Genomic DNA, 16,510 nt, shown 5'->3' with positions numbered 1-16,510 from the left:
CGGGCGACTTCGCCAAGCCAAGGTCCGGGCGGCCGCCCGGACCTTGGCTCAATCGCTCTAATCCCACGAAATCTCTCTCGTGTAGATACAAGGTGGCTCGGCGTAGCCGAGACGGAGTGGGGGTCGACCCTTTGGCGCCGGGCGTGCATTCACGCCAGGTCCGCGATCCCGTCGCGTGCATAAGTCAATCGAAGAACGCCTCGACCACGTTGCGCTTGCCGAGCATGAAGGCGTCGGCGACATGCTGCAGGGGCGCGAGGTCGACATCTGAGGTCCCGGCACGCACGATCTCGGCGAAGCGCTTGTAGAGCATCGGGTACTCGGCCTCCGGCTCGTCATGAACTACCTTGCCGTCGATGGCGAGCTTCGACCCGCCGCCCGACAGCACCATGGCGCCCTTGTCGGTCTCGGCCAGGATGTCCCAGCTTTGCGGGCCGGTCTGCAGCCAGTCGAGGTCCATCGTCACCGGCAATCCATTCGAGGTGCGGAAGGCGACGCGCGCGGCAACCGGGGAGGCGCGGTTTTCGGGAAAATCCAGCACCGCCGAGGTGATGAACATCGCCGGCAGGATGTGGGTGGCAATCGACAGCGCGTTGATGCCGGGATCGAAGACGCCAAAACCGCCGGGCGCCCAGATCCATTCCTGGTTCGGGTGCCAGCGGCGCACATCTTCCTTCCAGTTGATGGCGGCCGACTTGATCTTGGTCGTGTCGAGAAATGCGCGCGCGGCCTCGACCGCCGGCGCATAGCGCGAGTGCCAGCTGGCGAACAGCGAGACGCCGTTCTGCGAGGCCAATGTCTTGAGGTCCTCGACCTCGCTGACAGTGGCGCCTGGCGGCTTCTCCAGGAAGACATGCTTCTTTGCAATCAGCGCTGTCCGCGCCGCGTCGTAGCGGAACTGCGGCGGCATGCAGAGCGATACGGCCTCGAGTTCGGGCACCGCGTCGAGCATGGCTTCGATGTCAGGAAAATTCGCGATGTCATCCACCTTGCCGTGACGGCTGGCGGCCGCGATGAGGCGATAGTCCTGGTCTTTCGCCAGGGCCGGCAGATGCTGGTCGCGGACGATCTTGCCGACGCCGACGATGCCTATCTTGATGGGCTGGGACACGGCCGCTCCGTCTGTTTGATGATGGTGATGGTTTCTTATCAGAACACTTGCCCCGGGCAAGCCGAAGCCGAGCAGGCAAGCTCAGCCTTCCTCGAGCGGCAGTGCACATTTTTGTCGGCTGGGAAGGCCTCGGTCGCCGATTCGTCTCGGTAGCCGATTCGAAAGCTGGACCGGGAGGTCGGGGTCAGATCGGCACGTCGAAGGTAACGATCGACACTTCGCCTTCGAGCGCGCCCTGGAAGGCGGAGATATGCGGCTCTTCGTCGGGGATGCCGTCCATGTCACCGATCTGGTCGAGCTCCGCCTCGGCGTACCCTTCGGCGGCAAGCGATTCGAGTGCCCGGCGCACCGCCGAATCGTCGTCGGGCGCAACCAGCATGACGTGGACGCCTTCCGGTTTGCCGCCTTTTTTCTTCCACACCCGGCCGGTGATGATGGTGACCGGGCGTTCTTCGTTGTCGTTCACGGGCCGATTCCTCTTGGCAGCGGGTGGGCGGGCGAGGGGGTTTTGACTGCTCATGCGGCCTTTTCGCATGAAGCAAGGCCGCGCAACAGCGCAAACCCATTCACTTTGCCTGAAGGCTTGTCACTTTCTTCCTCGCTCTTGCAAAAATGCGAAAGAAAATTACATGCGGTTTTCGCATGGCTGCCAAGCCCTGGTCGGCGTGCAATATTTGGTGCTCCGGGCTTGACGGTCCGCGGTCTTACGAGTAGAAGCCGCCCAGTCAGAACCGATGTGAGGCTCTCCCTTCCGAAGCGACACGCTTTGGAGTTTGCCTCAAACAGGGTTCGTTTTACGAGCGAAAAGACATTTCCGGCGTGCACGAAGCGGCTTCCGCTTCCTCTGCCTTTTGTTCGGGCAAGACCGCGAGGCGCGGTTTATGGCCCGAATTTGCGTATGGAAATGACGCTTTGAGCGGCCCTGACCGGGCGAGACACGGAATTGAGAGACAAGAGGGTTTAATGCCTACCGTCAACCAGCTGATCCGCAAGCCGCGCATTGCGCCGGTGAAGCGCAACAAGGTCCCGGCCATGCAGCAGAACCCGCAGAAGCGGGGCGTTTGCACGCGCGTCTATACAACGACGCCGAAGAAGCCGAACTCGGCGCTGCGCAAGGTGGCCAAGATCCGCCTGACCAATGGTTTTGAAGTGATCGGGTACATCCCCGGCGAAGGCCACAACCTTCAGGAGCACTCCGTGGTCATGATCCGCGGCGGCCGCGTCAAGGATCTTCCGGGCGTTCGCTACCACATCATCCGCGGCGTGCTCGACACGCAGGGTGTGAAGAACCGCAAGCAGCGCCGTTCGAAGTACGGCGCCAAGCGTCCGAAGTAAGGGGCGTCCGAAGTAAGATTTTCCGGCCTTGGCGCTCCTTGAGAGCGTTGGGCTATGAGATTGAGAGACAAAAGCCATGTCGCGTCGTCACAGTGCAGAAAAGCGTGAGATCAATCCGGACCCGAAGTTCGGCGATCTGATCGTCACCAAGTTCATGAACGCCGTCATGTATGACGGCAAGAAGTCGGTCGCCGAGACCATCGTCTACGGCGCGCTCGACCAGGTTCAGTCGAAGACCAAGCAGGAGCCGGTCACCGTCTTCCATCAGGCGCTCGACAATGTCGCGCCGCATGTTGAAGTGCGTTCGCGTCGTGTCGGTGGCGCCACCTACCAGGTTCCGGTCGACGTGCGCCCCGAGCGCCGCCAGGCATTGGCCATTCGCTGGCTGATCGCGGCGGCCCGCAATCGCAACGAGACCACGATGGTCGACCGCCTCTCCGGCGAGCTGATGGATGCGGCCAACAACCGCGGCACGGCTGTCAAGAAGCGTGAAGACACCCACAAGATGGCTGAAGCCAACCGCGCTTTCGCGCACTACCGCTGGTAAAGCGCGAACGAGACTGAGAGGCAGCTACGATGGCCCGCGAATACAAAATCGAAGACTACCGCAATTTCGGTATCATGGCGCATATTGACGCCGGCAAGACGACGACCACCGAGCGCGTCCTCTACTACACGGGCAAGTCGCACAAGATTGGCGAAGTCCACGACGGCGCTGCCACCATGGATTGGATGGAGCAGGAGCAGGAGCGCGGCATCACCATCACGTCCGCCGCGACCACGACCTTCTGGAAGGCTCGTGACGGCAAGATGCACCGCTTCAACATCATCGACACTCCCGGCCACGTCGACTTCACCATCGAAGTTGAGCGTTCGCTGCGCGTTCTCGACGGCGCCATTGCGCTGCTCGATGCCAATGCCGGCGTTGAGCCGCAGACCGAGACCGTCTGGCGCCAGGCCGACAAGTATCGCGTTCCGCGCATGATCTTCTGCAATAAGATGGACAAGATCGGTGCCGACTTCTATCGCTCGGTCGAGATGATCGGTTCGCGCCTCGGCGCGCATGCCGTTGTCATGCAGCTGCCGATCGGCGCCGAGACCGAGTTCAAGGGCGTCGTCGACCTCGTCGAGATGAACGCGCTGGTCTGGCGCGACGAGACGCTGGGCGCTGCCTGGGATGTCGTCGAGATCCCGGACGATCTCAAGGCTCGTGCCGAAGAATACCGCGAGAAGATGATCGAGGCCGCCGTCGAAATGGACGAGACGGCGCTTGAGAATTACCTCGAAGGCAAGATGCCGTCGAATGACGAGATACGCGCGCTGATCCGCAAGGGCACCATCGCGGTCAAGTTCTACCCGATGTTCTGTGGCTCGGCCTTCAAGAACAAGGGCGTGCAGCCGCTGCTCGACGCCGTCGTCGAATATCTGCCGTCGCCGGCCGATGTTCCCGCCATCAAGGGCGTCGATGCCAAGACCGACGCCGAGATCGAGCGTCATGCCGACGACAACGAGCCGCTTTCGATGCTCGCCTTCAAGATCATGAACGACCCGTTCGTCGGTTCGCTGACCTTTGCCCGCATCTATTCGGGCAAGCTCACCAAGGGCATCTCGGTCGACAACACCGTGAAGGGCAAGAAAGAGCGCATCGGCCGCATGCTGCAGATGCATGCGAACTCGCGCGCCGACGTCGAAGAGGCTTTTGCCGGCGACATCGTTGCTCTTGCCGGTCTCAAGGACACGACCACCGGTGACACGCTGAGCGATCCGCTGCATCCGGTCATTCTCGAGCGCATGGAATTCCCCGATCCGGTCATCCAGATCGCCATCGAGCCGAAGACCAAGAACGACCAGGAAAAGATGGGCCTCGCCCTTCACCGCCTGGCCGCCGAGGATCCGTCCTTCCGCGTTAAGACCGACGAGGAAAGCGGCCAGACCATCATTTCCGGCATGGGCGAACTTCACCTGGACATCATCGTCGACCGCATGCGTCGCGAGTTCAAGGTCGAGGCCAATGTCGGCGCACCGCAGGTGGCTTATCGCGAGACCATCACCCGCAGGCACGAGCAGGATTACACGCACAAGAAGCAGACCGGCGGTACCGGTCAGTTCGCTCGCGTCAAGATCGTCTTCGAGCCGAACCCGGACAGCAGCGAGTTCGAGTTCGAGACCAAGATCGTCGGCGGCGCCGTGCCGAAGGAATACATCCCGGGTGTCGAAAAGGGCATCAACAGCGTCATGACCTCGGGTCCGTTCGCGGGCTTCCCGATGATCGGCGTCAAGGCGACCCTGATCGACGGCGCTTACCACGATGTCGACTCCAGCGTTCTGGCCTTCGAAATCGCCGGCCGCGCCTGCTTCCGTGAAGCCGCACCCAAGCTTGGCGTGCAGCTTCTGGAGCCGATCATGAAGGTCGAAGTGGTGACGCCGGAAGATTACGTCGGCAGCGTCATCGGCGATCTGAACGGTCGTCGTGGCCAGATCCAGGGCCAGGAAGCGCGCGGCGTGGCCGTCGTCATCAACGCGATGGTGCCGCTCGCCAACATGTTCAAGTATGTCGACAACCTGCGCTCGATGAGCCAGGGCCGTGCGGCCTACACCATGCAGTTCGATCACTATGAGCCGGTTCCGACCGCAGTGGCTCAGGAAGTCCAGAAGAAATACGCCTAAGGGTTTCTTAGCCACCGGGTCGCGCTCCTTGCGCGGTGCCGGATCTGAAGAGCGAATAACAATATCCCCTTAGCGGGTAGAATAGACGGAGAACGATTATGGCCAAAGGTAAATTCGAGCGTAACAAGCCTCACGTGAACATCGGCACGATTGGCCACGTCGACCATGGCAAGACGTCGCTGACGGCGGCGATCACCAAGTATTTTGGCGAATACAAGCGCTACGACCAGATCGACGCCGCCCCTGAAGAAAAGGCGCGCGGCATCACGATCTCGACGGCGCACGTCGAATACGAGACGGCCGCCCGCCACTACGCTCACGTCGACTGCCCCGGCCACGCCGACTATGTGAAGAACATGATCACCGGTGCCGCGCAGATGGACGGCGCGATCCTGGTTGTGTCGGCCGCCGACGGCCCGATGCCGCAGACCCGCGAGCACATCCTGCTTGCCCGTCAGGTGGGCGTGCCGTCGATCGTGGTGTTCCTCAACAAGGTCGACCAGGTCGATGACGCCGAGCTGCTCGAACTGGTCGAGCTCGAGGTTCGCGAGCTTTTGACCAAGAACGAGTTCCCCGGCGACGACATTCCGATCGTCAAGGGTTCGGCGCTGGCTGCTCTGGAAGACAGCGACAAGAAGATCGGTGAAGACGCGATCCGCGAGCTGATGGCTGCGGTCGATGCCTACATCCCGACGCCGGTTCGTCCGCTTGACAAGCCGTTCCTGATGCCGATCGAAGACGTGTTCTCGATCTCGGGTCGCGGCACGGTCGTGACCGGCCGCGTCGAGCGCGGCGTGGTCAAGGTCGGCGAGGAGCTGGAGATCATCGGCATCCGTCCGACGACCAAGACGACCTGCACGGGCGTGGAAATGTTCCGCAAGCTGCTCGATCAGGGCCAGGCTGGCGACAACATCGGCGCGCTGCTGCGCGGCGTTGATCGTGAAGGTGTCGAGCGCGGCCAGGTTCTGGCCAAGCCCGGTACGGTGAAGCCGCACAAGAAGTTCGTGGCCGAAGCCTACATCCTGACCAAGGACGAAGGTGGCCGTCACACGCCGTTCTTCACCAACTACCGTCCGCAGTTCTACTTCCGCACGACCGACGTGACCGGCATCGTGTCGCTGCCGGAAGGCACCGAGATGGTGATGCCGGGCGACAACATCACGGTCGATGTCGAGCTGATCGTGCCGATCGCCATGGAAGAGAAGCTGCGCTTCGCTATCCGTGAAGGCGGCCGCACCGTCGGTGCCGGCATCGTCGTCACCATCAAAGAGTAATTTGGACTTAAACCGATCTGTCGCGGGCGCGGGAGTTGCCCGCGCCGCGCCAGAACAAGGAAGTGACGCATGAACGGACAGAATATCCGCATCCGCCTTAAGGCGTTTGACCACCGCGTGCTCGACGCCTCGACGAAAGAAATCGTGTCGACGGCCAAGCGTACCGGTGCAAACGTCCGCGGCCCCATTCCGCTGCCGACGCGGATCGAAAAGTTCACGGTCAACCGGTCGCCTCACGTCGACAAGAAGAGCCGCGAGCAGTTCGAGATGCGCACGCACAAGCGTCTGCTCGACATCGTCGATCCGACCCCGCAGACGGTCGATGCTTTGATGAAGCTCGATCTGGCCGCCGGCGTCGACGTCGAGATCAAGCTCTAAGGGAATGAGAGCGCGGTAAGGGGCGGTGCCCCTGGCCCGGAACTCTAAAGGAATTGAACCGATGCGTTCAGGTGTGATTGCAAAAAAGGTGGGAATGACCCGCATCTATAACGATGCCGGGGAACATGTTCCCGTCACCGTTCTCCTGATGGAGAACTGCCAGGTCGTGGCCCAGCGCACGCAAGAGAAGAATGGCTACACCGCCGTTCAGCTCGGCGTTGGCCTTGCCAAGGTGAAGAACACGTCGAAGGCGATGCGCGGCCATTTCGCGACCGCTTCCGTCGAGCCGAAGGCGAAGGTCGCCGAGTTCCGCGTCTCCGCCGACAACATGATCGATGTCGGCGCGGAGATCACCGTCGAGCACTTCGTCGCCGGCCAGAAGGTCGATGTGACGGGCACGACGATCGGCAAGGGTTTTCAGGGCGTCATTAAGCGCCACCACATGGGCGGTGGCCGTGCGACGCACGGTAACTCGGTTTCGCACCGTACGCACGGTTCGACCGGCCAGCGCCAGGACCCGGGCAAGGTGTTCAAGGGCAAGCATATGGCTGGCCACATGGGCGACACCCGCGTCACCACGCAGAATGTCGAGATCGTATCGACCGACGCCGACCGCGGCCTGATCCTGATCCGCGGTGCGGTTCCCGGATCGAAGGGCGCCTGGATCCTGGTCCGCGATGCGGCCAAGGTGGCACTGCCGGCCAATGCGCCGAAGCCTGCCGCGATCCGCGCCGTTGCTGCCGAAAGTGGCGCCAAGAACGAGGCTCCGGCCACAGAGGGAGCGGAATAATGGATCTCAAGATCACAACGCTGGGCGGCAAGGACGCCGGCAAGGTGGAACTCTCCGACGAGATTTTCGGCCTTGATCCGCGCGAAGACATCCTGCAGCGCGTCGTGCGCTGGCAGCTTGCCAAGAAGCAGCAGGGCACGCACAAGACCAAGGGTCGCGCCGAGATCGCGCGCACCGGCGCCAAGATGTACAAGCAGAAGGGTACGGGCCGCGCCCGTCACCATTCGGCACGCGCTCCGCAGTTCCGCGGCGGCGGCAAGGCCCACGGCCCGGTCGTTCGCAGCCACGAGCACGAACTGCCGAAGAAGGTTCGTGCTCTCGGCCTCAAGCATGCTCTCTCGGCCAAGGCCAAGAGCGCGTCGATCATCATCATCGACGAGCTGAAGCTGACCGAGGCCAAGACGAAGGCGCTGATCGCGAATTTCGCGACGCTGGGCCTGACCAACGCTTTGCTGATCGGCGGCGCCGAGCTTGACAAGAACTTCAAGCTGGCGGCGACGAACATCCCCAACATCGACGTGCTGCCCATCCAGGGCATCAACGTCTACGACATTCTGCGCCGCGGCACGCTGGTCCTTTCGAAGGCCGCCGTCGAGGCTCTCGAGGAGCGTTTTAAATGACCGACCTTCGTCATTACGACGTGATCGTCTCGCCGGCGATCACCGAAAAGTCGACCATGGCCTCCGAGCAGAACAAGGTCGTCTTCAACGTCGCCAAGAAGGCGTCGAAGCCGGAAATCAAGGCCGCCGTCGAAGCGCTGTTCGGCGTCAAGGTGATGGCCGTGAACACGCTTGTCCGCAAGGGCAAGATCAAGCGCTTCCGTGGCACGGTTGGCCGCCAGAGCGACGTCAAGAAGGCGGTTGTGACGCTGGCCGATGGTCAGTCGATCGACGTCGCGACGGGTCTCTGAGCAAGGCCGCGAGGACAGAACAATGGCACTGAAAAAATTCAACCCGGTAACGCCCAGCACACGTCAGCTGGTCATCGTCGACCGCTCGGGCCTCTACAAGGGCAAGCCCGTCAAGGGTCTGACCGAAGGCCTGACCAAGTCGGGCGGCCGCAACAATCATGGTCGCATCACCGCCCGCTTCATCGGCGGTGGTCACAAGCGTTCGTACCGCATCATCGACTTCAAGCGCCGCAAGTTCGACGTCGTCGGCACGGTCGAGCGCATTGAGTACGATCCGAACCGCACCGCCTTCATCGCCCTGATCAAGTATGATGATGGCGAGCTGTCCTACATCATCGCTCCGCAGCGTCTGGCTCCCGGCGACAAGATCGTCTCCGGTGAATCGGTCGACGTGAAGCCGGGCAATGCGATGCCGCTGGCTTCGATGCCGGTCGGCACCATCGTCCACAACATCGAGCTGAAGCCGGGCAAGGGCGCTCAGGTCGCCCGTTCGGCAGGTGGTTACGGTCAGCTGGTCGGTCGTGACCAGGGCATGGCGATCCTGCGCCTCAATTCGGGCGAGCAGCGTGTCGTTCACGGCTCCTGCATGGCCACTGTCGGCGCCGTGTCCAATCCGGACCACGGCAACATCAATGACGGCAAGGCCGGTCGCACGGTTTGGCGTGGCAAGCGCCCGCACAATCGCGGCGTGACCATGAACCCGGTCGACCATCCGCACGGCGGCGGCGAAGGCCGCACCTCGGGTGGCCGCCATCCGGTTTCGCCCTGGGGCAAGCCGACCAAGGGCAAGAAGACGCGGTCCAACAAGGCGACCGACAAGTTCATCCTGCGCTCGCGCCATCAGCGCAAGAGCTAAGAAGAGGTAACGCCAAGTGACTCGTTCGATTTGGAAAGGCCCCTTCATTGACGGCTACCTTCTCAAGAAGGTGGACAAGGTTCGTGAAGGTGGTCGCAATGAGGTGATCAAGATGTGGAGCCGTCGCTCCACCATCCTGCCGCAGTTCGTCGGCTTCACCTTCGGTGTCTACAACGGCCAGAAGCATGTTCCCGTCTCGGTGAACGAGGACATGGTCGGTCACAAGTTCGGTGAATTCGCTCCGACCCGGACCTATTACGGTCACGGCGCGGATAAGAAGGCGAAGAGGAAATAATCATGGGCAAGGCCAAAGCTCCGCGCAGGCTTGCTGATAACGAAGCGCGCGCCGTATTGCGCACGATCCGTATCAGCCCGCAGAAGCTGAACCTCGTTGCCGCGCTGATCCGCGGCAAGAAGGTCGCGACAGCGCTTTCCGATCTCGAATTCTCGGCCAAGCGGATTTCCGGCACGGTCAAGAAGACGCTGGAATCGGCAATCGCCAACGCGGAAAACAACCACGACCTGGATGTCGATGCACTGATCGTGGCGGAAGCCTATGTCGGCAAGTCGATCGTCATGAAGCGGTTCCATGCCCGTGGCCGCGGTCGCGCCAGCCGTATCGAGAAGCCGTTCTCGCACCTCACGATCGTCGTTCGTGAAGTCGAAGAAAAAGGGGAGGCCGCATAATGGGCCAGAAAGTCAATCCGATCGGTCTTCGCCTCGGCATCAACCGCACCTGGGATTCGCGCTGGTTCGCGAACACCGGCGAGTACGGCAAGCTGCTGCATGAGGACATCAAGATCCGCAAGTATCTCGAGAAGGAGCTCAAGCAGGCTGCCATCTCGAAGGTCGTGATCGAGCGTCCGCACAAGAAGTGCCGCGTCACCATCCACGCCGCGCGCCCGGGTCTGATCATCGGCAAGAAGGGCGCCGACATCGAGAAGCTTCGCAAGAAGCTGATGGAGATGACGAAGTCCGAGACGCACCTCAACATCGTTGAAGTGCGCAAGCCGGAGATCGACGCGACCCTGGTCGCCCAGTCGATCGCCCAGCAGCTCGAGCGTCGTATCGCGTTCCGCCGCGCTATGAAGCGTGCCGTTCAATCGGCGATGCGCCTCGGTGCCGAAGGCATCCGCATCAACTGCGCCGGCCGCCTCGGCGGCGCCGAGATCGCGCGCATGGAATGGTATCGCGAAGGCCGCGTGCCGCTGCATACGCTGCGTGCGGACGTCGACTACGGTACGGCCGAAGCGCACACGGCTTATGGCATCTGCGGCGTCAAGGTCTGGGTGTTCAAGGGCGAAATCCTTGAGCATGACCCGATGGCTTCGGAGCGTCGGGCCAGCGAAAGCGATGCAGCGCATGGCGGTGGTGGTGATCGCGAACGCGGTCGTCGTCGCGAAAACGCCTGAGACATTTAGGAATTTGGAGTTAGAACGATGCTGCAGCCAAAGCGCACAAAGTTCCGCAAGCAGTTCAAGGGCCGTATCCATGGTACCGCAAAGGGCGGCACCAACCTGGATTTCGGTGGTTTCGGGCTGAAGGCGCTTGAGCCGAACCGCGTCACCGCACGTGAGATCGAGGCGGCCCGCCGCGCGATCACGCGTGAAATGAAGCGCGCTGGTCGCGTCTGGATCCGTATTTTCCCGGACGTGCCGGTCACTTCGAAGCCGACCGAAGTCCGCATGGGTAAGGGCAAGGGTGCGGTCGACTACTGGGCGGCGCGCGTCAAGCCGGGCCGTATCATGTTCGAGATCGACGGCGTCAATGAAGAAACCGCCCGTGAGGCACTGCGTCTCGGCGCGGCCAAGCTCTCGGTCAAGACGCGCTTCGTGCAGCGCATCGCAGAATAAGGACGGGCTGATCATGAAAGCCGAAGACATCCGGACCAAGACCCAGGACCAGCTGACCGACGACCTGGCCAGCCTGAAGAAGGAGCAGTTCAACCTGCGCTTCCAGAAGGCCACCGGCCAGCTCGAGAAGACCGCGCGCGTGAGACAGGTCCGTAAGGATATTGCGCGTATCAAGACCATCGCTGCGGAAAAGTCCGCGGCTAAGAAGGCTTAAGGACGAAAACCATGCCAAAGCGCATTCTGCAGGGCACCGTCGTCAGCGACAAGAACGAGAAGACGGTTGTCGTCAAGGTCGAACGGCGCTTCACGCATCCCGTGATGAAGAAGACCGTGCGCATGACCAAGAAGTACAAGGCGCACGACGAGAACAACGCCCACAAGGTAGGCGATCAGGTGTTCATCCAGGAATCGAAGCCGATTTCCAAGGACAAGCGCTGGATCGTCGTGTCTTCGGACCAAGTCTGACCTCGGGCGTAAACAACGAATTTTGGACAGACCGGGGAGGGGCTTTGAGCCCATCCCGTTAGAAGAGAAGAAGGCGGCCAGTCATGATTCAGATGCAAACAAACCTCGACGTCGCGGATAATTCCGGCGCCCGTCGTGTCATGTGCATCAAGGTGCTGGGCGGCTCGAAGCGGAAATACGCTTCCGTGGGCGACATCATCGTGGTGTCGATCAAGGAAGCCATTCCGCGCGGCCGCGTGAAGAAGGGCGATGTGATGAAGGCGGTCGTGGTTCGCACGGCCAAGGACATCCGCCGCCCGGACGGCAGCGTGATCCGTTTCGACAAGAACGCGGCCGTTCTCGTCGACAACAAGAAAGAGCCGATCGGCACGCGTATCTTCGGACCGGTTCCGCGCGAACTCCGCGCCAAGAACCACATGAAGATCATCTCGCTCGCGCCTGAAGTGCTGTAAGGAGCCGGACCAATGCAAAAGATTAGAAAAGGCGACAAGGTCGTCGTGCTGGCCGGCAAGGACAAGGGCCGTTCGGGCGAAGTCCTCTCGGTGCAGCCGAAGGAAGACACCGCGCTGGTGCGCGGCGTCAACATGATCCGTCGTCACCAGAAGCAGTCCCAGTCCCAAGAGGGCGGGATCATCACCAAGGAAGCGCCGATCCAGCTGTCGAACATCGCGCTGGCCGACCCCAAGGATGGCAAGCCGACCCGCGTCGGCTTCATCTTCCAGAAGGACGGCAAGAAGGTGCGCGTCGCCAAGCGCTCGGGAGAAGTCATCAATGGCTAAGGCTCAAACCACGAAGCCCAAGGCTGAAAGCAAACAGTCCAAGGCTCAGAACACGCCGCGCCTCAAGCAGGTCTACAACGAGACCATCCGCAAGGCGCTGCAGGAACAGTTCGGCTACGACAACGAGATGCAGGTTCCGCGCATCGACAAGATCGTGCTGAACATGGGCGTTGGCGAAGCGACCGCCGATTCGAAGAAGCCTTCGATCGCGGCCGAAGACCTGGCGATGATCGCCGGCCAGAAGGCCGTCGTCACCCGCGCCCGCAATTCGATCGCCGGCTTCAAGGTCCGCGAGAAGATGCCGATCGGTGCCAAGGTCACGTTGCGCAAGGAACGCATGTACGAGTTCCTCGACCGCCTCGTGAACATCGCACTGCCGCGCGTCCGCGACTTTCGCGGACTGAATCCGAAGAGCTTCGATGGCCGTGGCAACTACGCCATGGGCATCAAGGAACACATCGTGTTCCCGGAGATCAACTACGACAAGGTTGATCAGATCTGGGGCATGGACGTCATCGTTTGTACGACTGCGAAGACGGACGACGAAGCCAGGGCATTGCTCAAGGCCTTCAACTTCCCCTTCCGCCAGTAACGGCAGCGAGAAAAGGAAAAATCTGAAATGGCAAAGACCAGCTCAGTCGAGAAGAACAACAGGCGCCGCAAGCTTGCCGACCAGTACGGTCCCAAGCGGGCTGCGCTCAAGGCGATCATCATGGATCAGTCCAAGCCGATGGAAGAGCGTTTCCGCGCTCAGCTGAAGCTTGCCGCCATGCCGCGCAACTCGGCCAAGATCCGCATCCGCAACCGCTGCGAAGTCACCGGCCGTCCGCGCGCCTACTATCGCAAGCTCAAAGTATCGCGCATCGCGCTTCGTGATCTCGGCAATAACGGCCAGATCCCGGGCCTGGTCAAGTCGAGCTGGTAAGGAGGACATAACATGTCATTGAGCGATCCTCTCGGCGATATGCTGACCCGCATCCGCAACGCGTATGGCCGCAAGAAGTCGAGCGTTTCGACGCCGGCTTCGCGTCTGCGCACCCGCGTCCTCGACGTGCTGAAGGCTGAAGGCTATATCCGCGATTACAGCCAGACCGACTTCGACAACGGCAAGTCCGAAATCGAGATCGAGCTGAAGTATTTCGACGGCGCGCCCGTCGTGCGCGAAATCGCCCGCGTCTCGAAGCCAGGCCGCCGCGTCTATGTTTCGGCCAAGTCGATCCCGCAGGTCGCCAACGGCCTCGGCATCGCCATCCTTTCGACACCGAAGGGCGTGATGGCCGACCATGAAGCACGTGAACAGAACGTCGGCGGTGAGATCCTCTGCCAGATCTTCTGATCTGGCAGTTGACCGCAAAGTGGAATCCGGTCTTCGGATCGTTCCCGAAGACAGAGACCTGAAACAAGAGAAGTGACGAGGACAACAAAATGTCTCGTATTGGAAAGAAACCCGTTTCGCTGCCTCAGGGCGTGACCGCGACCGTCAACGGCCAGACCGTGACGGCGAAGGGCCCCAAGGGTGAGCTGAAGTTCGTGGTGAACGACGAAGTGCTGGTCAAGATGGAAGGCAGCGAGATCGCTGTCCAGCCGCGCGACCAGACCAAGACCGCCCGCTCCAAGTGGGGCATGTCGCGCACGCAGATCGTCAACATCCTGCAGGGCGTCAAGGACGGTTTCGAGAAGAAGCTCGAGATCACCGGCGTCGGCTATCGCGCGGCACTTCAGGGCAAGAACCTGCAGCTGGCGCTTGGCTTCAGCCATGACGTCGTCTATGAGACGCCGCAGGGCATCACCATCACGGTGCCGAAGCCGACTGAAATCACCGTGGCCGGCATCGACAAGCAGCAGGTCGGCCAGGTTGCGGCCGAGATCCGCGAGTATCGTGGTCCTGAGCCCTACAAGGGCAAGGGCGTCCGCTATGCCGGCGAGAAGATCGTCCGCAAGGAAGGCAAGAAGAAGTAGTGGGCCTGGCCTCGAAAAGTCCAAGACTTTTCGGAAAGGCCAAGTCAGGAAGTGTAACGCCGCGGGGAGCGGTCGCGGGAGGCGCTTTCGCTACCGCATATGGCGGCCCCCGTTTTTTGAAGGCAAGGAAGACCATCATGGGTACCAAGGAATCCACGCAGCGCCGCGCGCAGCGCGTCCGTCGTCAGATCAAGAAGGTCGCCGGCGAGCGCCCGCGTCTGTCGGTCCACCGCACGTCGAAGAACATCTACGTGCAGGTCATCGACGACGCCAAGGGCCACACCATCGTTGCCGCTTCGACGCTCGATAAGGACCTCAAGGGTTCGCTCAAGACCGGCGCCGACACCGCCGCCGCCGCAGCGATCGGCAAGCTGATCGCCGAGCGCGCCACCAAGGCCGGCGTCAAGGAAGTCGTCTTCGACCGCGGCGCCTACATTTATCACGGCCGCGTCAAGGCGCTCGCCGAGGCTGCCCGCGAAGGTGGCTTGAGCTTCTAAGCATAGTCCCGAAAAGTTGCAGACTTTTCGGATAGGGATTATGCGAAGAAATTGATTTCGCCCCCGGTGACCGTTCCCGATTTGTTCGGGGCGAGGCACCGGATCTTATCAGCAACCGTGCTTCCGGAAAAAAACAAGGAACAGGATATGGCACAGGAACGTAGGGATGGCGGCCGCGGCCGCGATCGTGAAGAACGCGATGACGGCATGGTGGACAAGCTCGTCCACATCAACCGCGTCGCCAAGGTCGTCAAGGGCGGCCGTCGCTTCGGTTTTGCAGCACTCGTCGTCGTCGGCGACCAGAAGGGCCGCGTCGGCTTTGGTCACGGCAAGGCGCGCGAAGTGCCGGAAGCTATCCGCAAGGCAACTGAATCGGCCAAGCGCGACATGATCTTCGTGCCGCTGCGCTCGGGCCGTACGCTGCACCATGACGTCGAAGGACGCTGGGGCGCCGGACGCGTGCTGCTGCGCGCTGCCAAGCAAGGTACCGGCATCATCGCCGGTGGCCCGATGCGCGCTGTCTTCGAGACGCTCGGCATGCATGACGTGGTCGCCAAGTCGATGGGTTCGTCGAACCCCTACAACATGGTTCGCGCCACATTCGACGCGCTGAAGAGCCAGATGCATCCCAAGGATGTGGCTGCTGCTCGCGGCATCAAGTATTCGACCCTTCAGGCCCGCCGCGGCACCGCCGTTGCGGCTGAAGAATAGTCGATCTGACCAGGGATTTTGACCATGGCCAAGAAAGCAACCAAGACCATCACCGTTGAGCAGATCGGTTCGCCGATCCGCCGCCCGAAGGAACAGCGCGCAACGCTGGTCGGCCTCGGCCTCAACAAGATGCACAAGCAGCGCACGCTGGAAGATACGCCCTCCGTGCGCGGCATGATCGCTGCCGTCCAGCATCTCGTCCGCGTCGTGGACGAGGGCTGAGCCAGAGCGCAGGAGAACTCAGATGAAACTCAACGATCTGCGTGACAAGGACGGCGCGACGCACTCCAAGAAGCGTCTCGGCCGTGGTATCGGCTCCGGCTCCGGCAAGACCGGCGGTCGCGGCGTCAAGGGCCAGAAGGCGCGCTCCGGCGTCGCCATCAACGGTTTCGAGGGTGGCCAGATGCCGCTCTACCGGCGCCTGCCGAAGCGTGGCTTCAACAACATCTTCGCCAAGAGCTTCACCGTCGTGTCGCTGGCCCGCATCCAGGTGGCCATCGATGCCAAGAAGCTCGACGCCAAGGCGACCGTGACGGCTGAATCGCTGGTTGCCGCCGGCGTCATCCGCCGCGTCAAGGACGGCGTGCGCATCCTCTCGGACGGCGAGATCAAGGCGAAGCTCGCCTTTGACGTCGCCGGCGCCTCCAAGGCCGCGATCGAAAAGATCGAAAAGGCCGGCGGTTCGGTCAAGCTGCCGCAGGAAAAGGCAGCTGCCGAGTAACGGCAATTTGAAGCGCGATCGGCAAGAGTGGGATCCGTTTTTGCTCACGATTGCGCTTTGATCTGCTCAACGAGGCGGGCGCGGCCACACCGCCGCCTGCAGTGTTTAAGCCCAGCGCGTTTCGAGGGAGCGATGGGGAAACCACCCGCACGACACCACGGGCCGCCACCCATACCAAAACGATCAACACGCAAGGGTTTCGGG

The 16,510-nt window shown here is 61.7% G+C and carries 27 protein-coding genes; 25 read left to right on the top strand and 2 right to left on the bottom strand.

Annotated features, from left to right (window positions below):
- Positions 1 to 184 precede the first annotated feature (184 nt).
- Both NKK51_RS31835 and NKK51_RS31830 read right to left on the bottom strand, forming a co-directional pair.
- Positions 185 to 1,111, bottom strand: coding sequence for a Gfo/Idh/MocA family protein (locus NKK51_RS31835; RefSeq protein ID WP_128305931.1), 927 nt, complete (start codon positions 1,109 to 1,111; stop codon positions 185 to 187).
- Positions 1,112 to 1,295: 184 nt separating this feature from the next.
- Positions 1,296 to 1,577, bottom strand: coding sequence for a transcriptional regulator (locus NKK51_RS31830; RefSeq protein ID WP_013531420.1), 282 nt, complete (start codon positions 1,575 to 1,577; stop codon positions 1,296 to 1,298).
- 497 nt (positions 1,578 to 2,074) lie between these two features.
- On the opposite strand from NKK51_RS31830, the gene rpsL reads away from it, so the two are divergent.
- The 25 genes from rpsL to rplO all read left to right on the top strand — a co-directional run bounded on the left by rpsL (position 2,075) and on the right by rplO (position 16,306).
- Positions 2,075 to 2,446: a 30S ribosomal protein S12 gene (gene rpsL / locus NKK51_RS31825; protein ID WP_006333356.1), complete on the top strand. Its 372-nt coding sequence runs from the start codon at positions 2,075 to 2,077 to the stop codon at positions 2,444 to 2,446.
- A gap of 76 nt (positions 2,447 to 2,522) precedes the next feature.
- The gene (gene rpsG, locus NKK51_RS31820) at positions 2,523 to 2,993 is read left to right on the top strand and encodes a 30S ribosomal protein S7 (protein ID WP_008875664.1); all 471 of its coding nucleotides are present in this window, start codon (positions 2,523 to 2,525) and stop codon (positions 2,991 to 2,993) included.
- A 29-nt stretch (positions 2,994 to 3,022) separates the two neighbouring features.
- Positions 3,023 to 5,113 (top strand): elongation factor G, encoded by a 2,091-nt coding sequence (gene fusA / locus NKK51_RS31815; RefSeq protein ID WP_023762913.1) that lies wholly within the window; start codon positions 3,023 to 3,025, stop codon positions 5,111 to 5,113.
- 98 nt (positions 5,114 to 5,211) lie between these two features.
- Entirely contained in the window at positions 5,212 to 6,387 is a 1,176-nt protein-coding gene (gene tuf / locus NKK51_RS31810) for an elongation factor Tu (protein ID WP_095090666.1), read from the top strand.
- Positions 6,388 to 6,456: 69 nt separating this feature from the next.
- Positions 6,457 to 6,765, top strand: coding sequence for a 30S ribosomal protein S10 (gene rpsJ, locus NKK51_RS31805; protein ID WP_010909272.1), 309 nt, complete (start codon positions 6,457 to 6,459; stop codon positions 6,763 to 6,765).
- A gap of 61 nt (positions 6,766 to 6,826) precedes the next feature.
- A complete protein-coding gene (gene rplC / locus NKK51_RS31800) occupies positions 6,827 to 7,555 on the top strand; it encodes a 50S ribosomal protein L3 (RefSeq protein WP_013531422.1) in 729 nt (242 codons plus the stop codon).
- Entirely contained in the window at positions 7,555 to 8,175 is a 621-nt protein-coding gene (gene rplD / locus NKK51_RS31795; RefSeq protein WP_013531423.1) for a 50S ribosomal protein L4, read from the top strand. Before rplC ends, rplD begins: the two co-directional genes overlap by 1 nt.
- Positions 8,172 to 8,465, top strand: coding sequence for a 50S ribosomal protein L23 (locus NKK51_RS31790; protein ID WP_013531424.1), 294 nt, complete (start codon positions 8,172 to 8,174; stop codon positions 8,463 to 8,465). The genes rplD and NKK51_RS31790 overlap by 4 nt, the downstream gene beginning before the upstream one ends.
- A 22-nt stretch (positions 8,466 to 8,487) precedes the next feature.
- Positions 8,488 to 9,321, top strand: coding sequence for a 50S ribosomal protein L2 (gene rplB / locus NKK51_RS31785; protein WP_024505067.1), 834 nt, complete (start codon positions 8,488 to 8,490; stop codon positions 9,319 to 9,321).
- 16 nt (positions 9,322 to 9,337) lie between these two features.
- Entirely contained in the window at positions 9,338 to 9,616 is a 279-nt protein-coding gene (rpsS, locus tag NKK51_RS31780) for a 30S ribosomal protein S19 (RefSeq protein ID WP_006205463.1), read from the top strand.
- A 2-nt stretch (positions 9,617 to 9,618) separates the two neighbouring features.
- Positions 9,619 to 10,008: a 50S ribosomal protein L22 gene (gene rplV / locus NKK51_RS31775; RefSeq protein WP_006205462.1), complete on the top strand. Its 390-nt coding sequence runs from the start codon at positions 9,619 to 9,621 to the stop codon at positions 10,006 to 10,008.
- Complete coding sequence (gene rpsC / locus NKK51_RS31770) at positions 10,008 to 10,733, top strand: 30S ribosomal protein S3 (RefSeq protein WP_013531426.1); 726 nt, start codon at positions 10,008 to 10,010, stop codon at positions 10,731 to 10,733. The genes rplV and rpsC overlap by 1 nt, the downstream gene beginning before the upstream one ends.
- A 27-nt stretch (positions 10,734 to 10,760) precedes the next feature.
- A complete protein-coding gene (gene rplP / locus NKK51_RS31765) occupies positions 10,761 to 11,174 on the top strand; it encodes a 50S ribosomal protein L16 (RefSeq protein ID WP_013531427.1) in 414 nt (137 codons plus the stop codon).
- Between the two features lie 13 nt (positions 11,175 to 11,187).
- Positions 11,188 to 11,388 carry a 50S ribosomal protein L29 gene (gene rpmC, locus NKK51_RS31760; protein WP_006205459.1) on the top strand — a complete coding sequence of 67 codons (201 nt, stop codon included), beginning with the start codon at positions 11,188 to 11,190 and terminating at the stop codon, positions 11,386 to 11,388.
- A gap of 11 nt (positions 11,389 to 11,399) precedes the next feature.
- Complete coding sequence (gene rpsQ / locus NKK51_RS31755; RefSeq protein WP_352556223.1) at positions 11,400 to 11,639, top strand: 30S ribosomal protein S17; 240 nt, start codon at positions 11,400 to 11,402, stop codon at positions 11,637 to 11,639.
- An 83-nt stretch (positions 11,640 to 11,722) separates the two neighbouring features.
- Complete coding sequence (gene rplN / locus NKK51_RS31750; RefSeq protein ID WP_006205457.1) at positions 11,723 to 12,091, top strand: 50S ribosomal protein L14; 369 nt, start codon at positions 11,723 to 11,725, stop codon at positions 12,089 to 12,091.
- Positions 12,092 to 12,103: 12 nt separating this feature from the next.
- The gene (rplX, locus tag NKK51_RS31745; protein ID WP_013531428.1) at positions 12,104 to 12,418 is read left to right on the top strand and encodes a 50S ribosomal protein L24; all 315 of its coding nucleotides are present in this window, start codon (positions 12,104 to 12,106) and stop codon (positions 12,416 to 12,418) included.
- Positions 12,411 to 13,010, top strand: coding sequence for a 50S ribosomal protein L5 (gene rplE / locus NKK51_RS31740; protein WP_013531429.1), 600 nt, complete (start codon positions 12,411 to 12,413; stop codon positions 13,008 to 13,010). Before rplX ends, rplE begins: the two co-directional genes overlap by 8 nt.
- Before the next feature lie 27 nt (positions 13,011 to 13,037).
- Entirely contained in the window at positions 13,038 to 13,343 is a 306-nt protein-coding gene (gene rpsN, locus NKK51_RS31735) for a 30S ribosomal protein S14 (protein ID WP_013895695.1), read from the top strand.
- Between the two features lie 12 nt (positions 13,344 to 13,355).
- Positions 13,356 to 13,754: a 30S ribosomal protein S8 gene (gene rpsH, locus NKK51_RS31730; RefSeq protein WP_013531431.1), complete on the top strand. Its 399-nt coding sequence runs from the start codon at positions 13,356 to 13,358 to the stop codon at positions 13,752 to 13,754.
- A gap of 89 nt (positions 13,755 to 13,843) precedes the next feature.
- Positions 13,844 to 14,377: a 50S ribosomal protein L6 gene (gene rplF, locus NKK51_RS31725; RefSeq protein WP_013531432.1), complete on the top strand. Its 534-nt coding sequence runs from the start codon at positions 13,844 to 13,846 to the stop codon at positions 14,375 to 14,377.
- Between the two features lie 137 nt (positions 14,378 to 14,514).
- Positions 14,515 to 14,874 carry a 50S ribosomal protein L18 gene (gene rplR / locus NKK51_RS31720; protein ID WP_352556221.1) on the top strand — a complete coding sequence of 120 codons (360 nt, stop codon included), beginning with the start codon at positions 14,515 to 14,517 and terminating at the stop codon, positions 14,872 to 14,874.
- A 147-nt stretch (positions 14,875 to 15,021) separates the two neighbouring features.
- Complete coding sequence (rpsE, locus tag NKK51_RS31715) at positions 15,022 to 15,585, top strand: 30S ribosomal protein S5 (RefSeq protein ID WP_006333394.1); 564 nt, start codon at positions 15,022 to 15,024, stop codon at positions 15,583 to 15,585.
- A 24-nt stretch (positions 15,586 to 15,609) separates the two neighbouring features.
- A complete protein-coding gene (gene rpmD, locus NKK51_RS31710; RefSeq protein ID WP_006205449.1) occupies positions 15,610 to 15,807 on the top strand; it encodes a 50S ribosomal protein L30 in 198 nt (65 codons plus the stop codon).
- Positions 15,808 to 15,829: 22 nt separating this feature from the next.
- Positions 15,830 to 16,306 (top strand): 50S ribosomal protein L15, encoded by a 477-nt coding sequence (rplO, locus tag NKK51_RS31705; protein WP_013531434.1) that lies wholly within the window; start codon positions 15,830 to 15,832, stop codon positions 16,304 to 16,306.
- Positions 16,307 to 16,510 lie beyond the last annotated feature (204 nt).

The sequence above is a fragment of the Mesorhizobium sp. M0011 genome, assembly GCF_040324155.1.
Classification (GTDB): Bacteria; Pseudomonadota; Alphaproteobacteria; order Rhizobiales; family Rhizobiaceae; genus Mesorhizobium.
The sequence above is the reverse complement of the archived record's forward strand: the minus strand, read 5'-3'. Positions and strand labels throughout refer to the sequence as shown.

Excerpts from the sequence above, each read along its gene's own strand:
- rpsL (WP_006333356.1), top strand. The coding sequence starts at position 2,075 with ATGCCTACCGTCAACCAGCTGATCCGCAAGCCGCGCATTGCGCCGGTG.
- rpsG (WP_008875664.1), top strand. The coding sequence starts at position 2,523 with ATGTCGCGTCGTCACAGTGCAGAAAAGCGTGAGATCAATCCGGACCCG.
- fusA (WP_023762913.1), top strand. The coding sequence starts at position 3,023 with ATGGCCCGCGAATACAAAATCGAAGACTACCGCAATTTCGGTATCATG.
- tuf (WP_095090666.1), top strand. The coding sequence starts at position 5,212 with ATGGCCAAAGGTAAATTCGAGCGTAACAAGCCTCACGTGAACATCGGC.
- rpsJ (WP_010909272.1), top strand. The coding sequence starts at position 6,457 with ATGAACGGACAGAATATCCGCATCCGCCTTAAGGCGTTTGACCACCGC.
- rplC (WP_013531422.1), top strand. The coding sequence starts at position 6,827 with ATGCGTTCAGGTGTGATTGCAAAAAAGGTGGGAATGACCCGCATCTAT.
- rplD (WP_013531423.1), top strand. The coding sequence starts at position 7,555 with ATGGATCTCAAGATCACAACGCTGGGCGGCAAGGACGCCGGCAAGGTG.
- NKK51_RS31790 (WP_013531424.1), top strand. The coding sequence starts at position 8,172 with ATGACCGACCTTCGTCATTACGACGTGATCGTCTCGCCGGCGATCACC.
- rplB (WP_024505067.1), top strand. The coding sequence starts at position 8,488 with ATGGCACTGAAAAAATTCAACCCGGTAACGCCCAGCACACGTCAGCTG.
- rplV (WP_006205462.1), top strand. The coding sequence starts at position 9,619 with ATGGGCAAGGCCAAAGCTCCGCGCAGGCTTGCTGATAACGAAGCGCGC.
- rpsC (WP_013531426.1), top strand. The coding sequence starts at position 10,008 with ATGGGCCAGAAAGTCAATCCGATCGGTCTTCGCCTCGGCATCAACCGC.
- rplP (WP_013531427.1), top strand. The coding sequence starts at position 10,761 with ATGCTGCAGCCAAAGCGCACAAAGTTCCGCAAGCAGTTCAAGGGCCGT.
- rpmC (WP_006205459.1), top strand. The coding sequence starts at position 11,188 with ATGAAAGCCGAAGACATCCGGACCAAGACCCAGGACCAGCTGACCGAC.
- rpsQ (WP_352556223.1), top strand. The coding sequence starts at position 11,400 with ATGCCAAAGCGCATTCTGCAGGGCACCGTCGTCAGCGACAAGAACGAG.
- rplN (WP_006205457.1), top strand. The coding sequence starts at position 11,723 with ATGATTCAGATGCAAACAAACCTCGACGTCGCGGATAATTCCGGCGCC.
- rplX (WP_013531428.1), top strand. The coding sequence starts at position 12,104 with ATGCAAAAGATTAGAAAAGGCGACAAGGTCGTCGTGCTGGCCGGCAAG.
- rplE (WP_013531429.1), top strand. The coding sequence starts at position 12,411 with ATGGCTAAGGCTCAAACCACGAAGCCCAAGGCTGAAAGCAAACAGTCC.
- rpsN (WP_013895695.1), top strand. The coding sequence starts at position 13,038 with ATGGCAAAGACCAGCTCAGTCGAGAAGAACAACAGGCGCCGCAAGCTT.
- rpsH (WP_013531431.1), top strand. The coding sequence starts at position 13,356 with ATGTCATTGAGCGATCCTCTCGGCGATATGCTGACCCGCATCCGCAAC.
- rplF (WP_013531432.1), top strand. The coding sequence starts at position 13,844 with ATGTCTCGTATTGGAAAGAAACCCGTTTCGCTGCCTCAGGGCGTGACC.
- rplR (WP_352556221.1), top strand. The coding sequence starts at position 14,515 with ATGGGTACCAAGGAATCCACGCAGCGCCGCGCGCAGCGCGTCCGTCGT.
- rpsE (WP_006333394.1), top strand. The coding sequence starts at position 15,022 with ATGGCACAGGAACGTAGGGATGGCGGCCGCGGCCGCGATCGTGAAGAA.
- rpmD (WP_006205449.1), top strand. The coding sequence starts at position 15,610 with ATGGCCAAGAAAGCAACCAAGACCATCACCGTTGAGCAGATCGGTTCG.
- rplO (WP_013531434.1), top strand. The coding sequence starts at position 15,830 with ATGAAACTCAACGATCTGCGTGACAAGGACGGCGCGACGCACTCCAAG.